The sequence below is a fragment of the Streptomyces sp. NPDC057486 genome (assembly GCF_042802415.1).
Taxonomy (GTDB): Bacteria; Actinomycetota; Actinomycetes; order Streptomycetales; family Streptomycetaceae; genus Streptomyces; species Streptomyces yanii.
On sequence record NZ_JBHVEE010000096.1, the window covers coordinates 1 to 15,451 of the forward strand.

16 protein-coding genes are annotated in these 15,451 nt (G+C 70.3%); 8 read left to right on the top strand and 8 right to left on the bottom strand.

All coding sequences use genetic code 11. The features are described from left to right. Positions 1 to 313: 313 nt before the first annotated feature. Positions 314 to 760: an esterase/lipase family protein gene (locus ACFU6I_RS33225; protein WP_384373374.1), complete on the bottom strand. Its 447-nt coding sequence runs from the start codon at positions 758 to 760 to the stop codon at positions 314 to 316. A 41-nt stretch (positions 761 to 801) separates the two neighbouring features. Next, on the bottom strand, positions 802 to 1,764 hold the full coding sequence (locus ACFU6I_RS33230) for an alpha/beta hydrolase (protein WP_384373376.1): 963 nt from the start codon (positions 1,762 to 1,764) through the stop codon (positions 802 to 804). A 411-nt stretch (positions 1,765 to 2,175) separates the two neighbouring features. Here ACFU6I_RS33230 and ACFU6I_RS33235 point away from each other — a divergent pair, with 411 nt between their 5' ends. The 4 genes from ACFU6I_RS33235 (at position 2,176) to ACFU6I_RS33250 (ending at position 6,140) form a co-directional block, all read left to right on the top strand. Then, positions 2,176 to 4,056: an amidohydrolase gene (locus ACFU6I_RS33235; RefSeq protein WP_384373461.1), complete on the top strand. Its 1,881-nt coding sequence runs from the start codon at positions 2,176 to 2,178 to the stop codon at positions 4,054 to 4,056. A 131-nt stretch (positions 4,057 to 4,187) separates the two neighbouring features. Further along, positions 4,188 to 4,850: a hydrolase gene (locus ACFU6I_RS33240; RefSeq protein WP_384373378.1), complete on the top strand. Its 663-nt coding sequence runs from the start codon at positions 4,188 to 4,190 to the stop codon at positions 4,848 to 4,850. Between the two features lie 47 nt (positions 4,851 to 4,897). Next, positions 4,898 to 5,422 (top strand): DoxX family protein, encoded by a 525-nt coding sequence (locus tag ACFU6I_RS33245; protein WP_384373380.1) that lies wholly within the window; start codon positions 4,898 to 4,900, stop codon positions 5,420 to 5,422. After that, on the top strand, positions 5,403 to 6,140 hold the full coding sequence (locus tag ACFU6I_RS33250) for a YoaK family protein (protein WP_384373382.1): 738 nt from the start codon (positions 5,403 to 5,405) through the stop codon (positions 6,138 to 6,140). Before ACFU6I_RS33245 ends, ACFU6I_RS33250 begins: the two co-directional genes overlap by 20 nt. A gap of 221 nt (positions 6,141 to 6,361) precedes the next feature. On the opposite strand, the gene ACFU6I_RS33255 is transcribed toward ACFU6I_RS33250, so the two are convergent. Then, positions 6,362 to 7,144, bottom strand: a complete 783-nt coding sequence (locus ACFU6I_RS33255; RefSeq protein ID WP_384373384.1) for a helix-turn-helix domain-containing protein — start codon at positions 7,142 to 7,144, stop codon at positions 6,362 to 6,364. Between the two features lie 131 nt (positions 7,145 to 7,275). On the opposite strand from ACFU6I_RS33255, the gene ACFU6I_RS33260 reads away from it, so the two are divergent. Then, positions 7,276 to 7,821, top strand: a complete 546-nt coding sequence (locus ACFU6I_RS33260; RefSeq protein WP_384373386.1) for a hypothetical protein — start codon at positions 7,276 to 7,278, stop codon at positions 7,819 to 7,821. 116 nt (positions 7,822 to 7,937) lie between these two features. Here the strand turns inward: ACFU6I_RS33260 and ACFU6I_RS33265 are convergent, their stop codons facing one another. The 4 genes from ACFU6I_RS33265 to ACFU6I_RS33280 all read right to left on the bottom strand — a co-directional run bounded on the left by ACFU6I_RS33265 (position 7,938) and on the right by ACFU6I_RS33280 (position 10,943). Next, complete coding sequence (locus ACFU6I_RS33265) at positions 7,938 to 8,120, bottom strand: hypothetical protein (RefSeq protein ID WP_384373387.1); 183 nt, start codon at positions 8,118 to 8,120, stop codon at positions 7,938 to 7,940. A 184-nt stretch (positions 8,121 to 8,304) separates the two neighbouring features. Further along, on the bottom strand, positions 8,305 to 9,105 hold the full coding sequence (locus ACFU6I_RS33270) for an SAM-dependent methyltransferase (protein ID WP_384373389.1): 801 nt from the start codon (positions 9,103 to 9,105) through the stop codon (positions 8,305 to 8,307). Between the two features lie 57 nt (positions 9,106 to 9,162). Beyond that, positions 9,163 to 9,867, bottom strand: a complete 705-nt coding sequence (locus ACFU6I_RS33275) for a glycerophosphodiester phosphodiesterase (protein ID WP_384373391.1) — start codon at positions 9,865 to 9,867, stop codon at positions 9,163 to 9,165. A gap of 23 nt (positions 9,868 to 9,890) precedes the next feature. Beyond that, positions 9,891 to 10,943 (bottom strand): adenosine deaminase, encoded by a 1,053-nt coding sequence (locus tag ACFU6I_RS33280; protein ID WP_384373393.1) that lies wholly within the window; start codon positions 10,941 to 10,943, stop codon positions 9,891 to 9,893. A 115-nt stretch (positions 10,944 to 11,058) separates the two neighbouring features. On the opposite strand from ACFU6I_RS33280, the gene ACFU6I_RS33285 reads away from it, so the two are divergent. Next, positions 11,059 to 11,787 carry a DUF4190 domain-containing protein gene (locus ACFU6I_RS33285; RefSeq protein WP_384373395.1) on the top strand — a complete coding sequence of 243 codons (729 nt, stop codon included), beginning with the start codon at positions 11,059 to 11,061 and terminating at the stop codon, positions 11,785 to 11,787. A 73-nt stretch (positions 11,788 to 11,860) separates the two neighbouring features. On the opposite strand, the gene ACFU6I_RS33290 is transcribed toward ACFU6I_RS33285, so the two are convergent. Continuing rightward, positions 11,861 to 12,421 (bottom strand): NADAR family protein, encoded by a 561-nt coding sequence (locus ACFU6I_RS33290; protein WP_384373397.1) that lies wholly within the window; start codon positions 12,419 to 12,421, stop codon positions 11,861 to 11,863. Positions 12,422 to 12,627: 206 nt separating this feature from the next. Between ACFU6I_RS33290 and ACFU6I_RS33295 the strand changes: the two genes are divergently transcribed. Continuing rightward, the gene (locus ACFU6I_RS33295) at positions 12,628 to 14,142 is read left to right on the top strand and encodes a gamma-aminobutyraldehyde dehydrogenase (protein WP_384373399.1); all 1,515 of its coding nucleotides are present in this window, start codon (positions 12,628 to 12,630) and stop codon (positions 14,140 to 14,142) included. Between the two features lie 43 nt (positions 14,143 to 14,185). Further along, positions 14,186 to 15,436 (top strand): PotD/PotF family extracellular solute-binding protein, encoded by a 1,251-nt coding sequence (locus ACFU6I_RS33300; RefSeq protein ID WP_384373402.1) that lies wholly within the window; start codon positions 14,186 to 14,188, stop codon positions 15,434 to 15,436. The last annotated feature ends 15 nt before the right edge of the window (positions 15,437 to 15,451 follow it).

The window sequence follows — 15,451 nt, forward strand, 5'->3', positions numbered from 1 at the left end:
TGGGACTTGCTGGTCATGATCCGCCTCCTGCGGTGCCGTGCTGTGCGTACCCGGGCGACGCTAGGCGCCCGGACGGGGCAGGGGTTGCCCGCAAGCGCATGCGGTCATGCCTGCCCGCGCACTGTGTCCGGTGTCCCTGCCCGTGCGTTGCCTCATGGGCAGGGACCCGTGCGCCGGCGACCACCGAGGGCGCCGGCCGGGTGCCGGTCGGCTCGCACGTCGCACCGATGCCGCGCCGCGGGCTGCCGGTGCGGCGATCCCCGTCCCGGCAGCCTCTTCCTGATCACGGTCCGCGTGTGCAACTGACTAGCCGTCAATAAAACCGCGGTCTGGTGGATTTCCCTCTCGTCCGCTCCGGCCCGCTGAGCCCGCCGGCCCGCGACCCGACCGTCCCGGCCCCGTGAAGCCGTCGTGTTCCCGGCGCGATTCGGCGCGCCCGGGCGGAACGCCGGCCGGGCGACGACACAGCGAAGCCGCGCGGACGCGCCCAGGGCGATGCGTCCGCGCGGCTGCCCGAGCCCTTCGTCAGCTCGTCGCGCGCACCGCCGTACGAGTGCCCCACCAGCACGACCGGACCGTCGATCTGGGACGCCACGGAGGCGACGTACGCGGCGTCCGACACCAGTCCGCGCAGCGGGTTGGGCGGCGCCACCACGGGGATGCCGTCGTTCTGCAACTCCGCGATGCCCCCGGACCAGCTGCCGGCGTCGGCGAAGGCGCCGTGCACGAGAACGACCGTGGGGGCGGAGTCGGCGGCCATGTCTGTTCTCCTCCTTGGTGAGGTGAGGCAGGGACGGCGCGTCAGCGGTTGTCGAGGGCGGTGCGCAGGGTGTCGACGGCCAGGGTGATGGCGGCCTGGGCGGCGTGGGTCTCGCGGAGGGCGTTGAGCATGACGAAGTCGTGGATGATGCCCTGGAAGCGCACCGCGGTGACGGGGACGCCGGCTTCACGGAGCTTGTTGGCGTAGGCCTCGCCCTCGTCGCGCAGTACGTCGGCCTCGCCGGTGATGACGAGGGCGGGCGGCAGCCCGGTGAGCTGCTCGGTGGTGGCCCGCAGCGGGGAGGCGGTGATCTGGGCGCGTTCGGCCTCGTCGGTGGTGTACTGGTCCCAGAACCACTGCATGCCGTCGCGGCGCAGGAAGTAGCCGGTGGCGAACTGGTGGTAGGAGCCGGTGTCGAAGTTCGCGTCGGTGACCGGGTAGAAGAGCACCTGCTGGACCAGCGGTACGTCGCCGCGCTCCTTGGCCATCAGCGTCAGTGCGGCGGTCATGTTGCCGCCGACGGAGTCGCCGGCCACCGCGAGGCGGGAGCCGTCGAGGTTCTTGGACGTACCCTGCTGGACGATCCAGCGGGCGACGGTGTAGTTCTGCTCGATGGCGACCGGGTAGCGGACCTCCGGGGAGAGGTCGTACTCGGGGAAGACCACGGCGGCGCCCGTGCCGACGGCGAGTTCGCGCACCAGGCGGTCGTGGGTGTGGGCGTTGCCGAACACCCAGCCGGCACCGTGGATGTAGAGGATCACCGGCAGGGTGCCCTGCGCACCGGCGGGCCTGACGATGCGCGCGCGGACGCTGCCCGTGGGACCGCCCGGGACAGTGATCCACTCCTCGTCGATCTGCGGCTTGTCGATCTCGCCGGACTGCACCTCGTCGACTGCCTTGCGGCCCTCGGCGGGCGGCAGGTCGAAGAGGTAGGGCGGATTGGCGGTCGCTTCGGCGAACGCGGCTGCCGCCGGCTCCAGCACCGGCTCCACAACATGGGACATGTCGAACTCCTGAGTTTCCTGTGGTGTGCCGGTCTCTCCGGCGGGGCAACTGCGCGGCAGACACAAAGGGTCTGCGGGGTGCAGGTCGCCACCGTAAAACCGCCGGGCCGGGAGGAATATCCCATCAGTGCACCGCCTCTGACCTCGCAGTGCACAAAGGACAAGTGCGCTGTCGGCACGCATGCAGTGCACTCCCGGTACACACGGTCGCATCGGCCCGCAATAGCGTGATGGAACAGCCGCGGGCCACCGGGCCGGACTTGTGTGGTTCAGCGAAATTCCATGAGGAATTCAGCGCAGCCGGCCGTGGGCGCAGTGATTGCGCAGACCCGGTTCACTTCCGCCCGCCGCTGTCTTCCCAGACGAAATCGATGCTGTTCTCCCCGCAGGAGGTTGTCGAAGGTGTCCACGATGCCGGTCGGTGGGCTGGTTCCCAGCGCCACCGACAACGCCGCGGACCTCGTGGTTCGCAACGCGAAGATTCACACCGGAGACCCGGCCCGGCCGCAGGCAGAGGCGATCGCCGTCCGAGACGGCGTCATCATGGTCGTCGGCGACGACAAGGACGTGGCTCCCCGTGTCGGCCCGGCCACGAGGGTGGTCGACGCCCTCGGCCGCCGGGTGGTCCCCGGCCTGAACGACTCCCACCTGCACGTCATCCGGGGCGGGCTCAACTACGTGCTGGAGCTGCGCTGGGACGGCGTCCCCACGCTGCGACAGGGTTTGGCGATGCTGCGTGAGCAAGCGGCCCGCACACCCAAGGGCCAGTGGGTGCGGGTGGTGGGGGGCTGGTCGGCCGAGCAGTTCGCCGAACGGCGGCTGCCGACCGTCGCCGAGCTGAACGCCGCAGCGCCGGACACCCCGGTGTTCGTTCTGCACCTGTACCAGTCGGCGGTGCTCAACCGGGCGGCGCTCAAGGCCTCCGGATACACCAAGGACACCCCGGACCCGAAGGGCGGCCAGATCGTACGGGGCCGGGACGGCGAGCCCACGGGCATGTTGCTGGCCGCCCCCAGCGCCCTGATCCTCTACTCGACCCTGGCCAAGGCCCCGGTGCTGGAGGGTGAGGACAAGAGGACCTCCACCCGACACTTCCTGCGCGAACTGAACAGGTTCGGGCTCACGTCGGCGATCGACGCGGCGGGGGGATTCCAGAATTTTCCCGAAAACTACAGCACCGTCGTCGAACTGGCCAAGGCCGGCGAGTTGTCGCTGCGCATCGCGTATCACCTTTTCCCGCAGACCGCAGGCCAGGAACTCGACGACCTCGCCCGCTGGATCGAAATGGCCCGCCCCGAGGACGGGGACGAATGGCTCCGCCTCAACGGCGCGGGCGAGAACCTCACTTGGGCGGCGGCGGATTTCGAGAACTTCGCCCAGCCGCGCCCGGAACTCGCCCCCGGCTATGAGGCAGAATTTGAGAAGGCCGTACGCCTGCTCATGGAGAACGGCTGGGGATTCCGGCTGCACGCCACCTACGACGACACCATCCGACGCGATCTCGCGACATTCGAGAAGCTTGCCGCGGACGGACTCTTCCCGGCCGGGAACCGGTGGCTGTTCGACCACGCGGAGACCGTCTCCGCGGACAGCCTCGATCGCATCGCCGCCCTCGGCGGCGCCATGTCCGTGCAGAACCGCCTGTCCTTCCAGGGCGAGGCATTCCTGCGGCGCTACGGCCCCGGCGCCGCCGCGGACGCCCCTCCGATCCGGGCCATGCTGGAGCGCGGCCTGACCGTCGGCGCCGGCACCGACGCCACCCGGGTCTCGACCTACAACCCGTGGATCGCCCTGCACTGGCTGATCACCGGCCGCACCGTCGGCGACCTGGTCATGCGCCCGCCGCACAACCGCGTCGACCGGCGGACCGCGCTGTCGATGTTCACCGAGGCAGGGGCCCGGCTGACCGGCGAGGAGGGCGTCAAGGGAGTCCTGCGCCCGGGGTTCCTCGGCGACCTCGCGGTCCTGTCCGAGGACTACTTCACGGTGCCCGAGCCGGACATCGCGCACATCGAATCCCTGCTGACGGTCGTCGGCGGCCGGATCGTCTACGCCGCCGCCGAGTACGAGGGCCTCGACGAAGAGCTGCCGCCGGTCAGCCCCGCCTGGAGCCCGGTCGCGCACTTCGGCGGCTACCAGGCCACGCCGCGTATCGGCCCGTCGGGCGCCCGCCAAGCCGAGTTGCTCGGCCAGGCCGTCGCGGAGTCGGAGCAGCACCGACAGTGGCGCGCCCGTCGAGGCCTGGCCCCGGATACCGCGAGCACGGTCTTCGACCCCTGCTTCTCGCTCTGACCTCCCGGGAGAGGCCCGGTCACGAGCCGCCCCTCCCGGGACACCACCTCCACATCGCGCCGTTCTGCGGACGGCTGCTCTCAGCAGCGGACGCCCGTCCGCGATCACATTTCTCATCGAAAGGCGCTCTCATGGTCGACATCTCCGAGGTCACCGCGGTCCCCAGCCCCGACCTGCTGACCCCCGACAACTGCGCGGTGCTGTTCGTGGACCACCAGCCGCAGATGTTCTTCGCCGCTGCCAGCGACGACCGCACCGCGGTCATCAACTCGACCGTGGGCCTGGCGAAGGCCGCCAAGGTCTTCGACGTCCCCGTCGTGCTGAGCACCGTGGCCGCCGAGTCCTTCTCGGGCCCGATCCTGCCGCAGCTCGCGGCGGTCTTCCCGGACCGGAAGATCATCGACCGCACCTCGATGAACGCCTGGGAGGACGTCCCCTTCGTCGAGGCCGTCAAGGCGACCGGCCGCAAGAAGCTCGTCATCGCCGGACTGTGGACAGAGGTCTGCGTCGTCCTTCCCACGCTGTCCGCCCTCTCGCAGGGCTACGAGGTCTACGTCGTCACCGACGCGTCCGCCGGAGTCAGCCCGCGGGCGCACGAGCACGCCATCCAGCGCATGGTCCAGGCCGGCGCGATTCCGGTGACCTGGGTGCAGGTCCTGCTGGAGCTCCAGCGCGACTGGGCGCGGACGGAGACGTACGTCCCCGTCACGGAGGTCGTGAAGGAGCACGCCGGTGCCTACGGCCTCGGGGTTGTCTACGCGCAGGCCGTCATCGGCGCTCACGCCGCCGGCTGACCTCTTCACCCGAGCATCGACGGAACGTCAGGAACAGGCAGGAGCGAATGGACACCGGACTGTTGGTGCTCCGGCTGGCGGTGGGTCTCCTCATCGCCGGACACGGAGTGCAGAAGATCAGTTTCCGCCTCGGCGGCCACGGCTTGGCGGGCGGAACCGAGGAGTTCCGCCACGACGGCTTCCGAGGCGGCCGGCTCACCGCGCTCGCCGCGGGCGGCAGCCAGATCGGTGCCGGCCTGTTCCTGGCGGCCGGTCTGCTCACACCCGCGGCGGCGATGGCCGCCATGGGGGTGATGACGGTCGCCGGCACGGTCAAACGGCACAACGGGCTCTGGGTCCAGAACGACGGCTACGAGTACCCGATGGTCCTCGTCGTCGCCTCCGTGGTCCTGGCGCTCACCGGACCCGGCCGCTGGTCGGCCGACCATGCCCTCGGGCTGACCCCCTGGCCCCTGTGGGTCCCGGTCGTGGCCATCGTGGCCGGTCCGGTGAGCGGACTGCTCACCCGTGTGGTGCTGCATCGTCCCGCGGTCGAGGAAGGAACGACTCGGTATGCGCAAGTTGCTGACTGACGCGGCCCGCACCCTGGCCCCGCCCGAGGGCGACAGGCACGGCCCGTTGCCGCCGCTCATGCTGACGCTGACCGTGGTGACCGGCATCATCGACGCGGTGAGTTATCTGGCGCTCGGGCGCGTCTTCGTCGCCAACATGACCGGCAATGTGGTCTTCCTGGGGTTCGCCCTGGCGGGCGCCGACGGACTGTCCGTGCTCGCCTCGGTCGTCTCCATGGCCTCGTTCCTCACCGGCGCGCTGACCGGGGGGCGGCTCGGTAACCGGTTCGCGGCACACCGCGGGCGGCTGCTGGCCATCGCCACCACGGTGCAGACGGTGCTCGTCGCCGCGACCGTCATGATGGCCGCGGCCTCGCACGGCGAGGTGACCACGGGAGTCCGGTACACCCTCATCGTGCTCCTCGGCCTCGCCATGGGGCTGCAGAACGCGGTCGTCCGGCGCCTCGGCGTCCCCGACCTGACCACGACCGTCCTGACCCTCACCCTGACGGGCCTGGCCGCGGACTCCACCACGGGCGGCGGGGCGGCCCCCCGGCAGGGCCGACGGATCCTCTCCGTGCTGGCCATGGGTCTCGGCGCCCTCGTCGGTGCCGTGCTCCTGCTGCACGCCGGACTCACCCCCACCCTGGGCCTGGTGCTCGTACTGCTCGCGGTGACGTCCGTCGTCGCACACCGGCTCTCGGCCTCCGGCGCAGCCTGGACCGGGCCGCAGCCCTGAGCCCCCGACAGCTCCGCGCGTCACACGGCGTTCGTCACGTGGCCGCGGCGACCGGGCCGGCCTGTACAGAGGCCTGACCGTCGCCGGGCCCCGGGCCGTACGGGAACCGGCACATGGAACCGGGCCGGAGCCGACGACGCGCGTGTGGCGGGCGGTACCGCGCCCCGGGCGGGGTCCGTACCTCCCCGGCGAGGCGCGGCCCCGGCGACGGGTCGTCGCCGTCAGGAAACCGCCGTTCCGCACGCCGTGGGGCTGCCGTGCGTCGCCGCTTCCGCGACGCGCACGGTGCGCCATTCGCGGGGAGAGAGGCCGTAGACGCCACGGAACACCCGACTGAAATGGGCGGGGTTGACGAAACCCCACCGCTGGGCCACCGCCGACACCGTCGGAGCCGTCCTGCCGCTGCGGGCCGGTTCGCGCGCGCACTGCTCCAGCCGGCGCCGTTGGATCAGCCTTCCGACGGTGATGCCCTCGTCCTCGAACAGCCGGTGCAGGTAGCGCACCGAGACGTGGTGCGCGTTCGCGACGGCCCCCGGTGACAGCGCCGGATCCCTCAGGTTCCGTTCGATGCGGTCACGGACGCGCAGCACGAGTTGACCGTGTGGGGTCTCCGGCCCCGCCGCTTGCCTGGTCCGCTCGGCCACCAGGGCGGCGAAGAGGTCGACGACACCGGCGGCAAGCCGTTCCCCGACAGTGGGGGAGTGCGAGTGCGCGGAGGCGACCAGCGTCGTCAGGAAGGGCATCAGGACCCCACCGGACCCCTTCTCGGTGCTGATCACGGTGCCGGCGACCCGGCGGATGTCCTCGTCCGGCAGGCCCAGCACGCGGTGGGGCACATGGACGAGGCGGGTGGAGAAGCGCTCCGGATAGTCCAGGCAGTAGGGCCGTGCCGTGTCGTACACGACGATGCCGCCCGTGCCCGCGACGGCCTGCCGACCGTCTCGCGCGGTCGCCGTCTCCCGGCCGAAGGCCGTCGCGGACCTGATCCGCGACGCCGTACGCATGACGAGTTGATCCGAGCAGCCGCACGGAGGAGCGCACCGATTTCGCCAAGAAGCGGAACTCCGTCGTCGGCTTGTGAAGTCCTGCCCGGGGTGACATGAAGAGTCAGCAAATCCCGGCGTACGCTGCGGACATGAGCGAGCGACGCGCCCTGCAGAGGCGTATACGCGTGTGGTTGGTCGTCTTCATCGTCTGTCTGGTCCTGAGCGGGCTGACCGCCTTCCCGCTCGTCCACGAACTCCGCTGGGCCGAGGAGCTGCTGAGCTCCTCGGCCTCGCCCGTTCCCGAGCACTTCCCCGCCCTGATGGAGTGGATCACCCGCGTCCGGACCGGACTCGACGAGGCCGACGCGAAGTACCCCTTCGTGCTGTACGGCACCGACTGGCTGGCCTTCGCCCATCTGGTCATCGCGGTCGCCTTCTACGGTCCGTACCGCGACCCGGTCCGCAACATCTGGGTCGTCGAGTTCGGCATGATCGCCTGCGCCGGGATCATCCCGCTCGCCCTGATCTGCGGACCGATCCGCGACATTCCCTTCTGGTGGTCGGTCATCGACATGTCGTTCGGCGTCTTCGGGGTGATCCCGCTGCTGGTTGTGCACCGCAAGATCAAGCGACTGGAGGCCATGGAGCGGACACCGCAGCCGGTGCCCGCCCCGACGGCCGCACCGGCGGTCTGAGTCAGCCGGACGACGGGGCGCCGAAGGCGGCCACCACGATGTTCATCGCTGTGGGATTCATACCCTCACCCTTCGCGTCCGTGGCGTTGACGCTGCGGACGAGGGCCCGGGAGACATCACGGGTGGCCGCGACGGCCGTGTTGCGGCCCCAGCGGCCGCCCGTCCTGCCCCGGACCTCGCCGTCCGCCCAGCTTCATCACCGACGGACCCACGCTGTACGCGGCAGGGCCGCCCGTGCCGTACTCGTGCACCGACGCGCCGGGCAGCGTGAACATCTCCTCCAGCAGCGGACCGCGCACCACCTGTCCGCGGAACAGCGCCCGGGTGAAGTGCCCCGGGTCGGCTCACCGCATGGGACAGCATGTCGTGCATCTCGCTGGCGATCCGGGCCCGTTCGCGCGCCGCGGCCTGCTCGGTCTCGGTGCGGGAACCGGCCCCGAGCGCCCTCGTCCCGATGTCCCGTATCCGCATCGGGCGGCGCTGTCAGCGCTTCCGTGCGACCGCGCCGAACTGGGCGACCTGCATCGCATCGGCCCCGGCGCGCCAGAGGGCGCAGGACACGATGCCCGGCTCGACAAGCTCCAGACCCTCCAGGAACGTGGCGAACTCGGCGCGGCTGCGGGCGGTGATCGGCGGGGTGGCGTTCTCGTTCCAGAACCGCATCGCCGCCTCGTTGCCCTCGCCGCCCAGCTCCAGGGTGGGGTGGGTGAGGACCAGATAGCTGCCGGACGGAATCGCGTCCATCAGCGTCCCCACGATCCTCCGTGCCTCGTCCGTGTCGAGGACAAAGTTCAGGATGCCGAGCATCATGACCGCGACCGGCTGCTTCAGATCGAGCGTCGGTTCGACGCCCCGCAGGATCTGTTCCGGGTGGCGGGCGTCCGCGTCGATGTACTCGGTCGCACCTTCCGGTGAGCCGAGGAGCAGCGCGCGGGCGTGCGCCAGCACGATGGGGTCGTTGTCGACATAGACGACGCGGGCGGCGGGTGCGGTGCGCCGGGCGACCTCATGGGTGTTGTCGGCCGTCGGCAGACCGGTGCCTATGTCCAGGAACTGCCCGATCCCCACGTCACCCGTCAGATACCGGACCACCCGCCCCAGGAACGCCCGGTCGGCACGGGCCACTTCACCGATGCTCGGATACACGGAGGTGACATGGTCGCCGACCGCGCGGTCGATGGGGTAATTGTCCCTGCCGCCCAGCCAGTGGTTCCAGACCCGGGCGTTGTGCGCGATGTCGGAACGGACCTGGGCGGGACGGGGGCTGCTGTGCGGATCGGTCACATCTGCTCCTCGGGCACTTTCGCTCACCGACGATGAGGCACCGCCCATGATGCCGGTTCAAGGAAGCTCAGCGGAGCGGGAGTTGGCGAGCAGGCCGTGCAGGGTGTCGACCCGGTTGGTGGTGATCGAGTCGACGCCCTGTCCGATCAGACGGCGCATTGTGCGCTTGGTGTCGGCCGTCCAGGCGGAGACCAGCAGCCCGTCCCGGTGGACACGGTCCGTCAGTTCCCGGCTCACCAGCCCGAACCGGTAGTTCAGCCAGCGCGGCCTCACCACGTCCAGCAGGGCGGAGCGCGGCGGGGCGAGTGTCGTCCAGGTGAGGGCGATCTCGGCGGACGGATCCGCGGCGCGCACCCGCAGCATGGCCTCGGGGCCCGCGCAGTAGTACGTACGCTCCCCGGCCCCGCACTCGCGGACGAGGCCGATGGTCTTCCGTACCGACTCGTCGGTGGAGCCGGGCAGATCGAGCATGAGGCGGTGCGCCCCGGCGGCGAGCAGGGCCTTGCGCAGGGTGGGCACACCGCCCGCGGTCAGTTCGGTGAGCTCCTGGTGGGTGAGCCGGTCCAGTCTGCGCTCGTGACCCCACAGCCGCTCCAGCGTGGCGTCGTGCAGCAGGACCGGCACCCCGTCGCGGGTGACCCGGACGTCGAGCTCGACCACGTCCGCCCCCCGTTCGATGGCGGAGCGGATCGAGGGGAGGGTGTTCTCGCGGACACGGTACGGATCGCCGCGGTGAGCTACGGCGGTGACAGGGGCGGCCATGGGGCCATTGTCACCACCGGTGGTCACCGGCCGGTGCGCCGCAGCCAGTCCGTCGTGTACGTGTCGATCTCGGCGGCCAGCGTCCGCTTGCCGGCCGGGTCGAGGTAGGAGGCCTCCACCGCGTTCTTCGCGAGCGCGGCAAGACCTTGCTCGTCCAGACCGAGGAGGCGGGCCGCCACCGCGTACTCGTTGTTGAGGTCGGTGCCGAACATCGGCGGGTCGTCGCTGTTGATGGTGACCAGGACTCCGGCGTCCACCATCTCCTTGACCGGGTGCAGGTCGAGATCGGTCACGGCGCGGGTTGCGATGTTCGAGGTCGGGCAGACCTCCAGCGCGATCCGGTGCTCGGCGAGGTGGTCGAGAAGCCTGCGGTCCCGGGTGGCGCTGGTGCCGTGGCCGATGCGCTCGGCGCGCAGTTCGGTGAGGGCGTCCCAGATCGTCTGCGGGCCCGTGGTCTCCCCGGCGTGCGGGACGGAGTGCAGCCCCTCGGCGATCGCCCGGTCGAAGTAGGGCTTGAACTGCGGGCGGGGCACGCCGATCTCCGGACCGCCGAGCCCGAACCCGACGAGGCCCTCCGGCCGCAGGTCCACCGCGAGCCGGGTGGTCTCCGCGGCGGCTTCCAGCCCGGCCTCGCCGGGGATGTCGAAGGTCCAGCGCAGGACGACGCCGAGCTCGGCCTCGGCGGCCTTGCGAGCGTCCTCTATGGCTTCCATGAAGCCCTGCTCCGGGATGCCGCGCCGGGTCGAGCTGAACGGGGTGACGGTCAGTTCCGCGTACCGGATGTTCTGGCGGGCCATGTCACGGGCGATCTCGAAGGTCAGCAGCCGGACGTCCTCCGGGATGCGGACCAGGTCCACGACGGAGAGATAGACGTCGATGAAGTGGCCGAAGTCGGTGAAGGAGAAGTAGTCGGCCAGCGCCTCCGGGTCGGTGGGGACCTTGGAGTCCGGGTGGTGGGCGGCCAGCTCAGCGACGATGCGGGGCGAGGCGGATCCGACATGGTGGACATGCAGTTCGGCCTTGGGCAGCCCCGCGATGAAGGGGTGCAGATCGGTCATCGGATCCTCCGGGGGCATGACGTGGAGCGGCCCGGGCGCGGGACGGCCCGGTGTGGGACGGGGATCATCGTAGGCCGGAGCCGCAGGATCCGGGGCGGGCCGTAGCATGACGGGACCACGATGGGGGAGGCCCATGTCAGAGAACACAGAGCAGCCCGCGGACGGGGCTGCGCCACGCGATCCGTGGGCTCCGCCGGACAACAGGGTGCCGCTGGAGAAGCAGACCGGTGACCCGCGTCCGCCCGCTGTGCACGACCAGCAGACTGTCACCTCGATGCCGGCCACAGGAGCGGGACCGGTGCCCACGGCGGGGTTCGGCGCCGCACCGGGGACCGGCCCCTTTGCCGCACCGGGGACGGGCCCCTTGCCCGGAGCGGGACAGGCGCCCGGGGCCGTACCGCCGCCGCCGATCGCGCCGCACGGTCCCGGACAGCAGGTTCCTCCCGCGGGACAGTATGGATACCCGGCCGCATCCGTTCCGCAGTACGGCGGTTATCCCGGATACCCCGGCTACGGCCAGGCGCCCTGGGGCGGACCGGCGCCCGCGAACGGGCTGGGTATCGCGTCGATGGTGCTCGGCATCATCGCCGTGGTCGGCTTCTGCATGTGGGGGTTCGGGGTCGTCCTCGGCGTCCTCGCGCTGATCTTCGGTCTCATAGGCCGTGGCCGGGTCAACCGGGGTGAGGCGAACAACGGCGGTGTCGCGCTGGCCGGAATCATCCTGGGCTCGCTCGGCATCGTGATCAGCGGAGCGTTCCTGGGCTTCCTGATCTGGGGCGTGACCCACGACTTCAACAACGAGGACAGGTACCCGTACGACGACTCGTACGGAACGTCCCTGGTCGTGGACGGCACGCGATAGAGGCGGGAGAGCCGCCGCACAGAGCACGGCCCGCGGGGCGGTGGGGAGAACCCCGACCGCCCCGCGGGCCTTTTCATATCGCGTCGGGCACCGCGCGCAGCCGTGTCCGTGCCTCCATGAGGGCGAACCCCAGTAGATTCAGGCCCCGCCAGCGCGCCGGATCCTCCGCTCGCGGGTCGTCCGCCGCCATTCCGATGCCCCAGATCCTGTCCAGGGGGCTCGCCTCGACCAGCACCCGGTCCCCGGTGTTCAGCAGGAACGCGCGCAGCTCGGCGTCCTGGCCGAACTTGTGGACGCTGCCCGCCACGACCAGGGCGAACCGCTCCCGTTCCCACACCGTTTCGTCGAAGGCGCGGACCAGCCGGCCCGCCTTCTTCGCCGCCGCGGGGCTGCTCGCGGACAGCGCACGGCGCTCCGCCTCCACGTCGCCGAAGAGCCGCGCCTTGCCGGCCATCATCCAGTGCTCGGCCGACGCGTACGTCACCCCGTCGACCGTGAACGGCGAAGGCCACCACTGGCTGAGGCAACTCGCGCCGATCCGCCCGTCCGGTCGAGGACGGTGTCCCCAGAAGGCCAGGTACTTCACCTTCTCCCCGCGACGGGTCCGCGCCACCAGCTCGTTCAGGTGTTCCATGACATGCGAGTGTGGCATCCGCCACTGACACTCCGTACGTGGATTTCCGTGGCAACGCGACACATGGTCGACAGATTCCGTTGCGTAACCAAAAGGCAACAACGGAATCACTTGTTGGGCTCAGTCTCCTCTGTCAGGATCGGCACTCAAATCGAGCAGAAGCTACGCCGCCCCGGTTCACGGAGACAGCGGCGGAGGAGAGCGTCATGGGCAACGGCTTCCACGTGCAGGACCGCTTCGCGGCCGGCGCGCAGTACATCGGCGGAAAGCTGCGCTCCGGCACATCGGGACGCAGCCACGACGTCGTGAATCCGGCTACGGGCGAGACCGTCTACACCTACGAACTGGCGGGCCCCGCCGATGTCGACGCGGCCGTCGCGGCCGCCCGCGAGGCGTTCCCCGGCTGGTCGGGTGCCACCCCGGCCGAGCGGTCCGAGGCGATGCACCGGTTCGCCGCCGTCCTCGCGGAGCAGGCCGACGACTTCGCGTACGCCGAGTCGCTCCAGTGCGGCAAGCCCATCAAGCTCTCCACCGAGTTCGACGTGCCCGGCACCGTCGACAACACCTCCTTCTTCGCCGGCGCCGCCCGCCACCTCGAGGGCAAGGCCGCCGGGGAGTACGACGGCGACCACACCTCGTACGTACGCCGCGAGGCCATCGGTGTCGTCGGCTCGATCGCCCCCTGGAACTACCCGCTCCAGATGGCCGCCTGGAAGATCCTCCCGGCGGTCGCGGCGGGCAACACGATCGTGCTGAAGCCCGCCGAGATCACCCCGCTGACCTCGCTGATGTTCGCCCAGGCGGCCACCGAGGCGGGCATCCCGGACGGTGTGATCAACATCGTCACCGGCGCGGGCAAGGACGCAGGCGAACACCTCGTCGGCCACCCGGACGTCGTGATGACCTCCTTCACCGGCTCCACCGCCGTCGGCAAGCGGGTCGCGGAGATCGCCACCGCCACCGTCAAGCGCCTCCACCTCGAACTCGGCGGCAAGGCCCCCTTCGTGGTCTTCGACGACGCCGACCTGGAGGCCGCGGTCAACGGCGCCGTCGCCGGAGCGCTCATCAACACCGGCCAGGACTGCACCGCCGCCACCCGCGCCTACGTCCAGCGGCCGCTCTACGACGCCTTCGTCCAGGGCGTCGCCTCGCTGATGGAGACCGTCCGGCTCGGCGACCCCTTCGACCCGTCGACCGACCTCGGCCCGCTGATCAGCCACGCCCAGCGGGACCGGGTCGCCGGCTTCGTCGAGCGCGCCCGTGCGTACGCCACCGTCGTCACCGGAGGTGAGGCCCCCGGCGGGGACCTCGCGGACGGTGCCTACTACCGGCCGACGCTCGTCGCCGACGCCGCCCAGGACAGCGAGATCGTCCAGTCGGAGATCTTCGGCCCGGTCCTGGTCGTGCTGCCCTTCGACACCGACGACGAGGGCATCGCCCTCGCCAACGACACCCCGTACGGACTCGCCGCCTCGGCCTGGAGCCGCGACCTGTACCGGGCGGGCCGCGCCACCCGCGAGATCAAGGCGGGCTGCGTCTGGGTCAACGACCACATCCCGATCATCAGCGAGATGCCACACGGCGGATACAAGGCCAGCGGCTTCGGCAAGGACATGTCGGTCTACTCATTCGAGGAGTACACGCAGGTCAAGCACGTGATGTACGACAACACCGCGGTCGCCCGGAAGGATTGGCACCGCACGATCTTCGGGGACCGATAGCCAGGCCGGACGACGGCCATACCCACCCGAAAGGGCAACGCGCATGGAGCAGTACGAGCCGGAGCACCTCTCCGCGGTCCAGCTGGCCGCGATGCGGCGCAGTCTCACCAGTGGCAGGGGCGCTCTCACCCGCCGTTCGTTGCTGCGCGCCTCCGGCATGGGCGCGCTCGCAATCGGCGGCCTGGGCACGCTGAGCGCGTGCGGCATCCCGCCCGCGAAGCGGGAAGGGGACGCAGCGGCGGCCTCCGACGACCACTCGGCCAAGGAGAAGCAGATCAACTTCTCCAACTGGACCGAGTACATGGACGTCACCGACGACGGCAAGCACCGGCCCACCCTGGAGGCGTTCACGAAACGCACCGGGATCAAGGTCAAGTACACCGAGGACATCAACGACAACGTCGAGTTCTTCGGCAAGGTCAAGCCGCAGCTCGCGGCCGGCCAGGACACCGGCCGCGACATCATCAACGTCACCGACTGGCTGGCCGCCCGCATCGTCCGCCTCGGCTGGGCGCAGAAGCTCGACGCGTCGAACCTGCCGCACGCCTACGCCAACCTCTCGGCCCAGTTCCGCTCCCCGGACTGGGACCCCGGTCGCGCCTACTCGTACCCGTGGGCGGGCATTCCCACCGTCATCGCCTACAACTCCAAGGCGACCGGAGGCCGCAAAGTCGATTCCGTCAGCCAGCTGCTCGACGACCCGAAGCTCAAGGGACGGGTCAGCTTCCTCTCGGAGATGCGCGACTCCATCGGCATGACCCTGCTCGACATGGGCAAGGACCCCGGCACCTTCACCGACGCCGACTACGACGCCGCGATCGGCCGGCTCCAGAAGGGCGTCGACAAGAACCAGATCCGGCGCTTCACCGGCAACGACTACACGGCCGACCTCGACAAGGGCGACATCGCCGCCTGCGTCGCCTGGGCGGGCGACATCATCCAGCTCCAGGCCGGAAACCCGGACATCAAGTACGCCATCCCGGCCGCCGGTTACATCATATCCAGCGACAACCTGCTCGTCCCGGTGAAGGCCCGGCACAAGACCAACGCCGAGAAGCTCATCGACTACTACTACGAACCGTCGGTCGCCGCCCAGCTCGCCGCGTACATCAACTTCGTCTGTCCGGTCGACGGAGTCCGCGACGAACTGGCGAAGATCGACCAGTCGATGGCCGACAACGTCCTGATCCTTCCCGACAAGCAGATGGCGGCCAGATCGCACGCCTTCCGCTCGCTGACCTCCAAGGAAGAGACGGCGTACGAAGAGAAGTTCGCCAAGCTCATCGGCGCCTGACCGGCCCGCCTTTCC

Excerpts from the sequence above, each read along its gene's own strand:
- ACFU6I_RS33225 (WP_384373374.1), bottom strand. The coding sequence starts at position 760 with ATGGCCGCCGACTCCGCCCCCACGGTCGTTCTCGTGCACGGCGCCTTC.
- ACFU6I_RS33230 (WP_384373376.1), bottom strand. The coding sequence starts at position 1,764 with ATGTCCCATGTTGTGGAGCCGGTGCTGGAGCCGGCGGCAGCCGCGTTC.
- ACFU6I_RS33235 (WP_384373461.1), top strand. The coding sequence starts at position 2,176 with ATGCCGGTCGGTGGGCTGGTTCCCAGCGCCACCGACAACGCCGCGGAC.
- ACFU6I_RS33240 (WP_384373378.1), top strand. The coding sequence starts at position 4,188 with ATGGTCGACATCTCCGAGGTCACCGCGGTCCCCAGCCCCGACCTGCTG.
- ACFU6I_RS33245 (WP_384373380.1), top strand. The coding sequence starts at position 4,898 with ATGGACACCGGACTGTTGGTGCTCCGGCTGGCGGTGGGTCTCCTCATC.
- ACFU6I_RS33250 (WP_384373382.1), top strand. The coding sequence starts at position 5,403 with ATGCGCAAGTTGCTGACTGACGCGGCCCGCACCCTGGCCCCGCCCGAG.
- ACFU6I_RS33255 (WP_384373384.1), bottom strand. The coding sequence starts at position 7,144 with ATGCGTACGGCGTCGCGGATCAGGTCCGCGACGGCCTTCGGCCGGGAG.
- ACFU6I_RS33260 (WP_384373386.1), top strand. The coding sequence starts at position 7,276 with ATGAGCGAGCGACGCGCCCTGCAGAGGCGTATACGCGTGTGGTTGGTC.
- ACFU6I_RS33275 (WP_384373391.1), bottom strand. The coding sequence starts at position 9,867 with ATGGCCGCCCCTGTCACCGCCGTAGCTCACCGCGGCGATCCGTACCGT.
- ACFU6I_RS33280 (WP_384373393.1), bottom strand. The coding sequence starts at position 10,943 with ATGCCCCCGGAGGATCCGATGACCGATCTGCACCCCTTCATCGCGGGG.
- ACFU6I_RS33285 (WP_384373395.1), top strand. The coding sequence starts at position 11,059 with ATGTCAGAGAACACAGAGCAGCCCGCGGACGGGGCTGCGCCACGCGAT.
- ACFU6I_RS33290 (WP_384373397.1), bottom strand. The coding sequence starts at position 12,421 with ATGGAACACCTGAACGAGCTGGTGGCGCGGACCCGTCGCGGGGAGAAG.
- ACFU6I_RS33295 (WP_384373399.1), top strand. The coding sequence starts at position 12,628 with ATGGGCAACGGCTTCCACGTGCAGGACCGCTTCGCGGCCGGCGCGCAG.
- ACFU6I_RS33300 (WP_384373402.1), top strand. The coding sequence starts at position 14,186 with ATGGAGCAGTACGAGCCGGAGCACCTCTCCGCGGTCCAGCTGGCCGCG.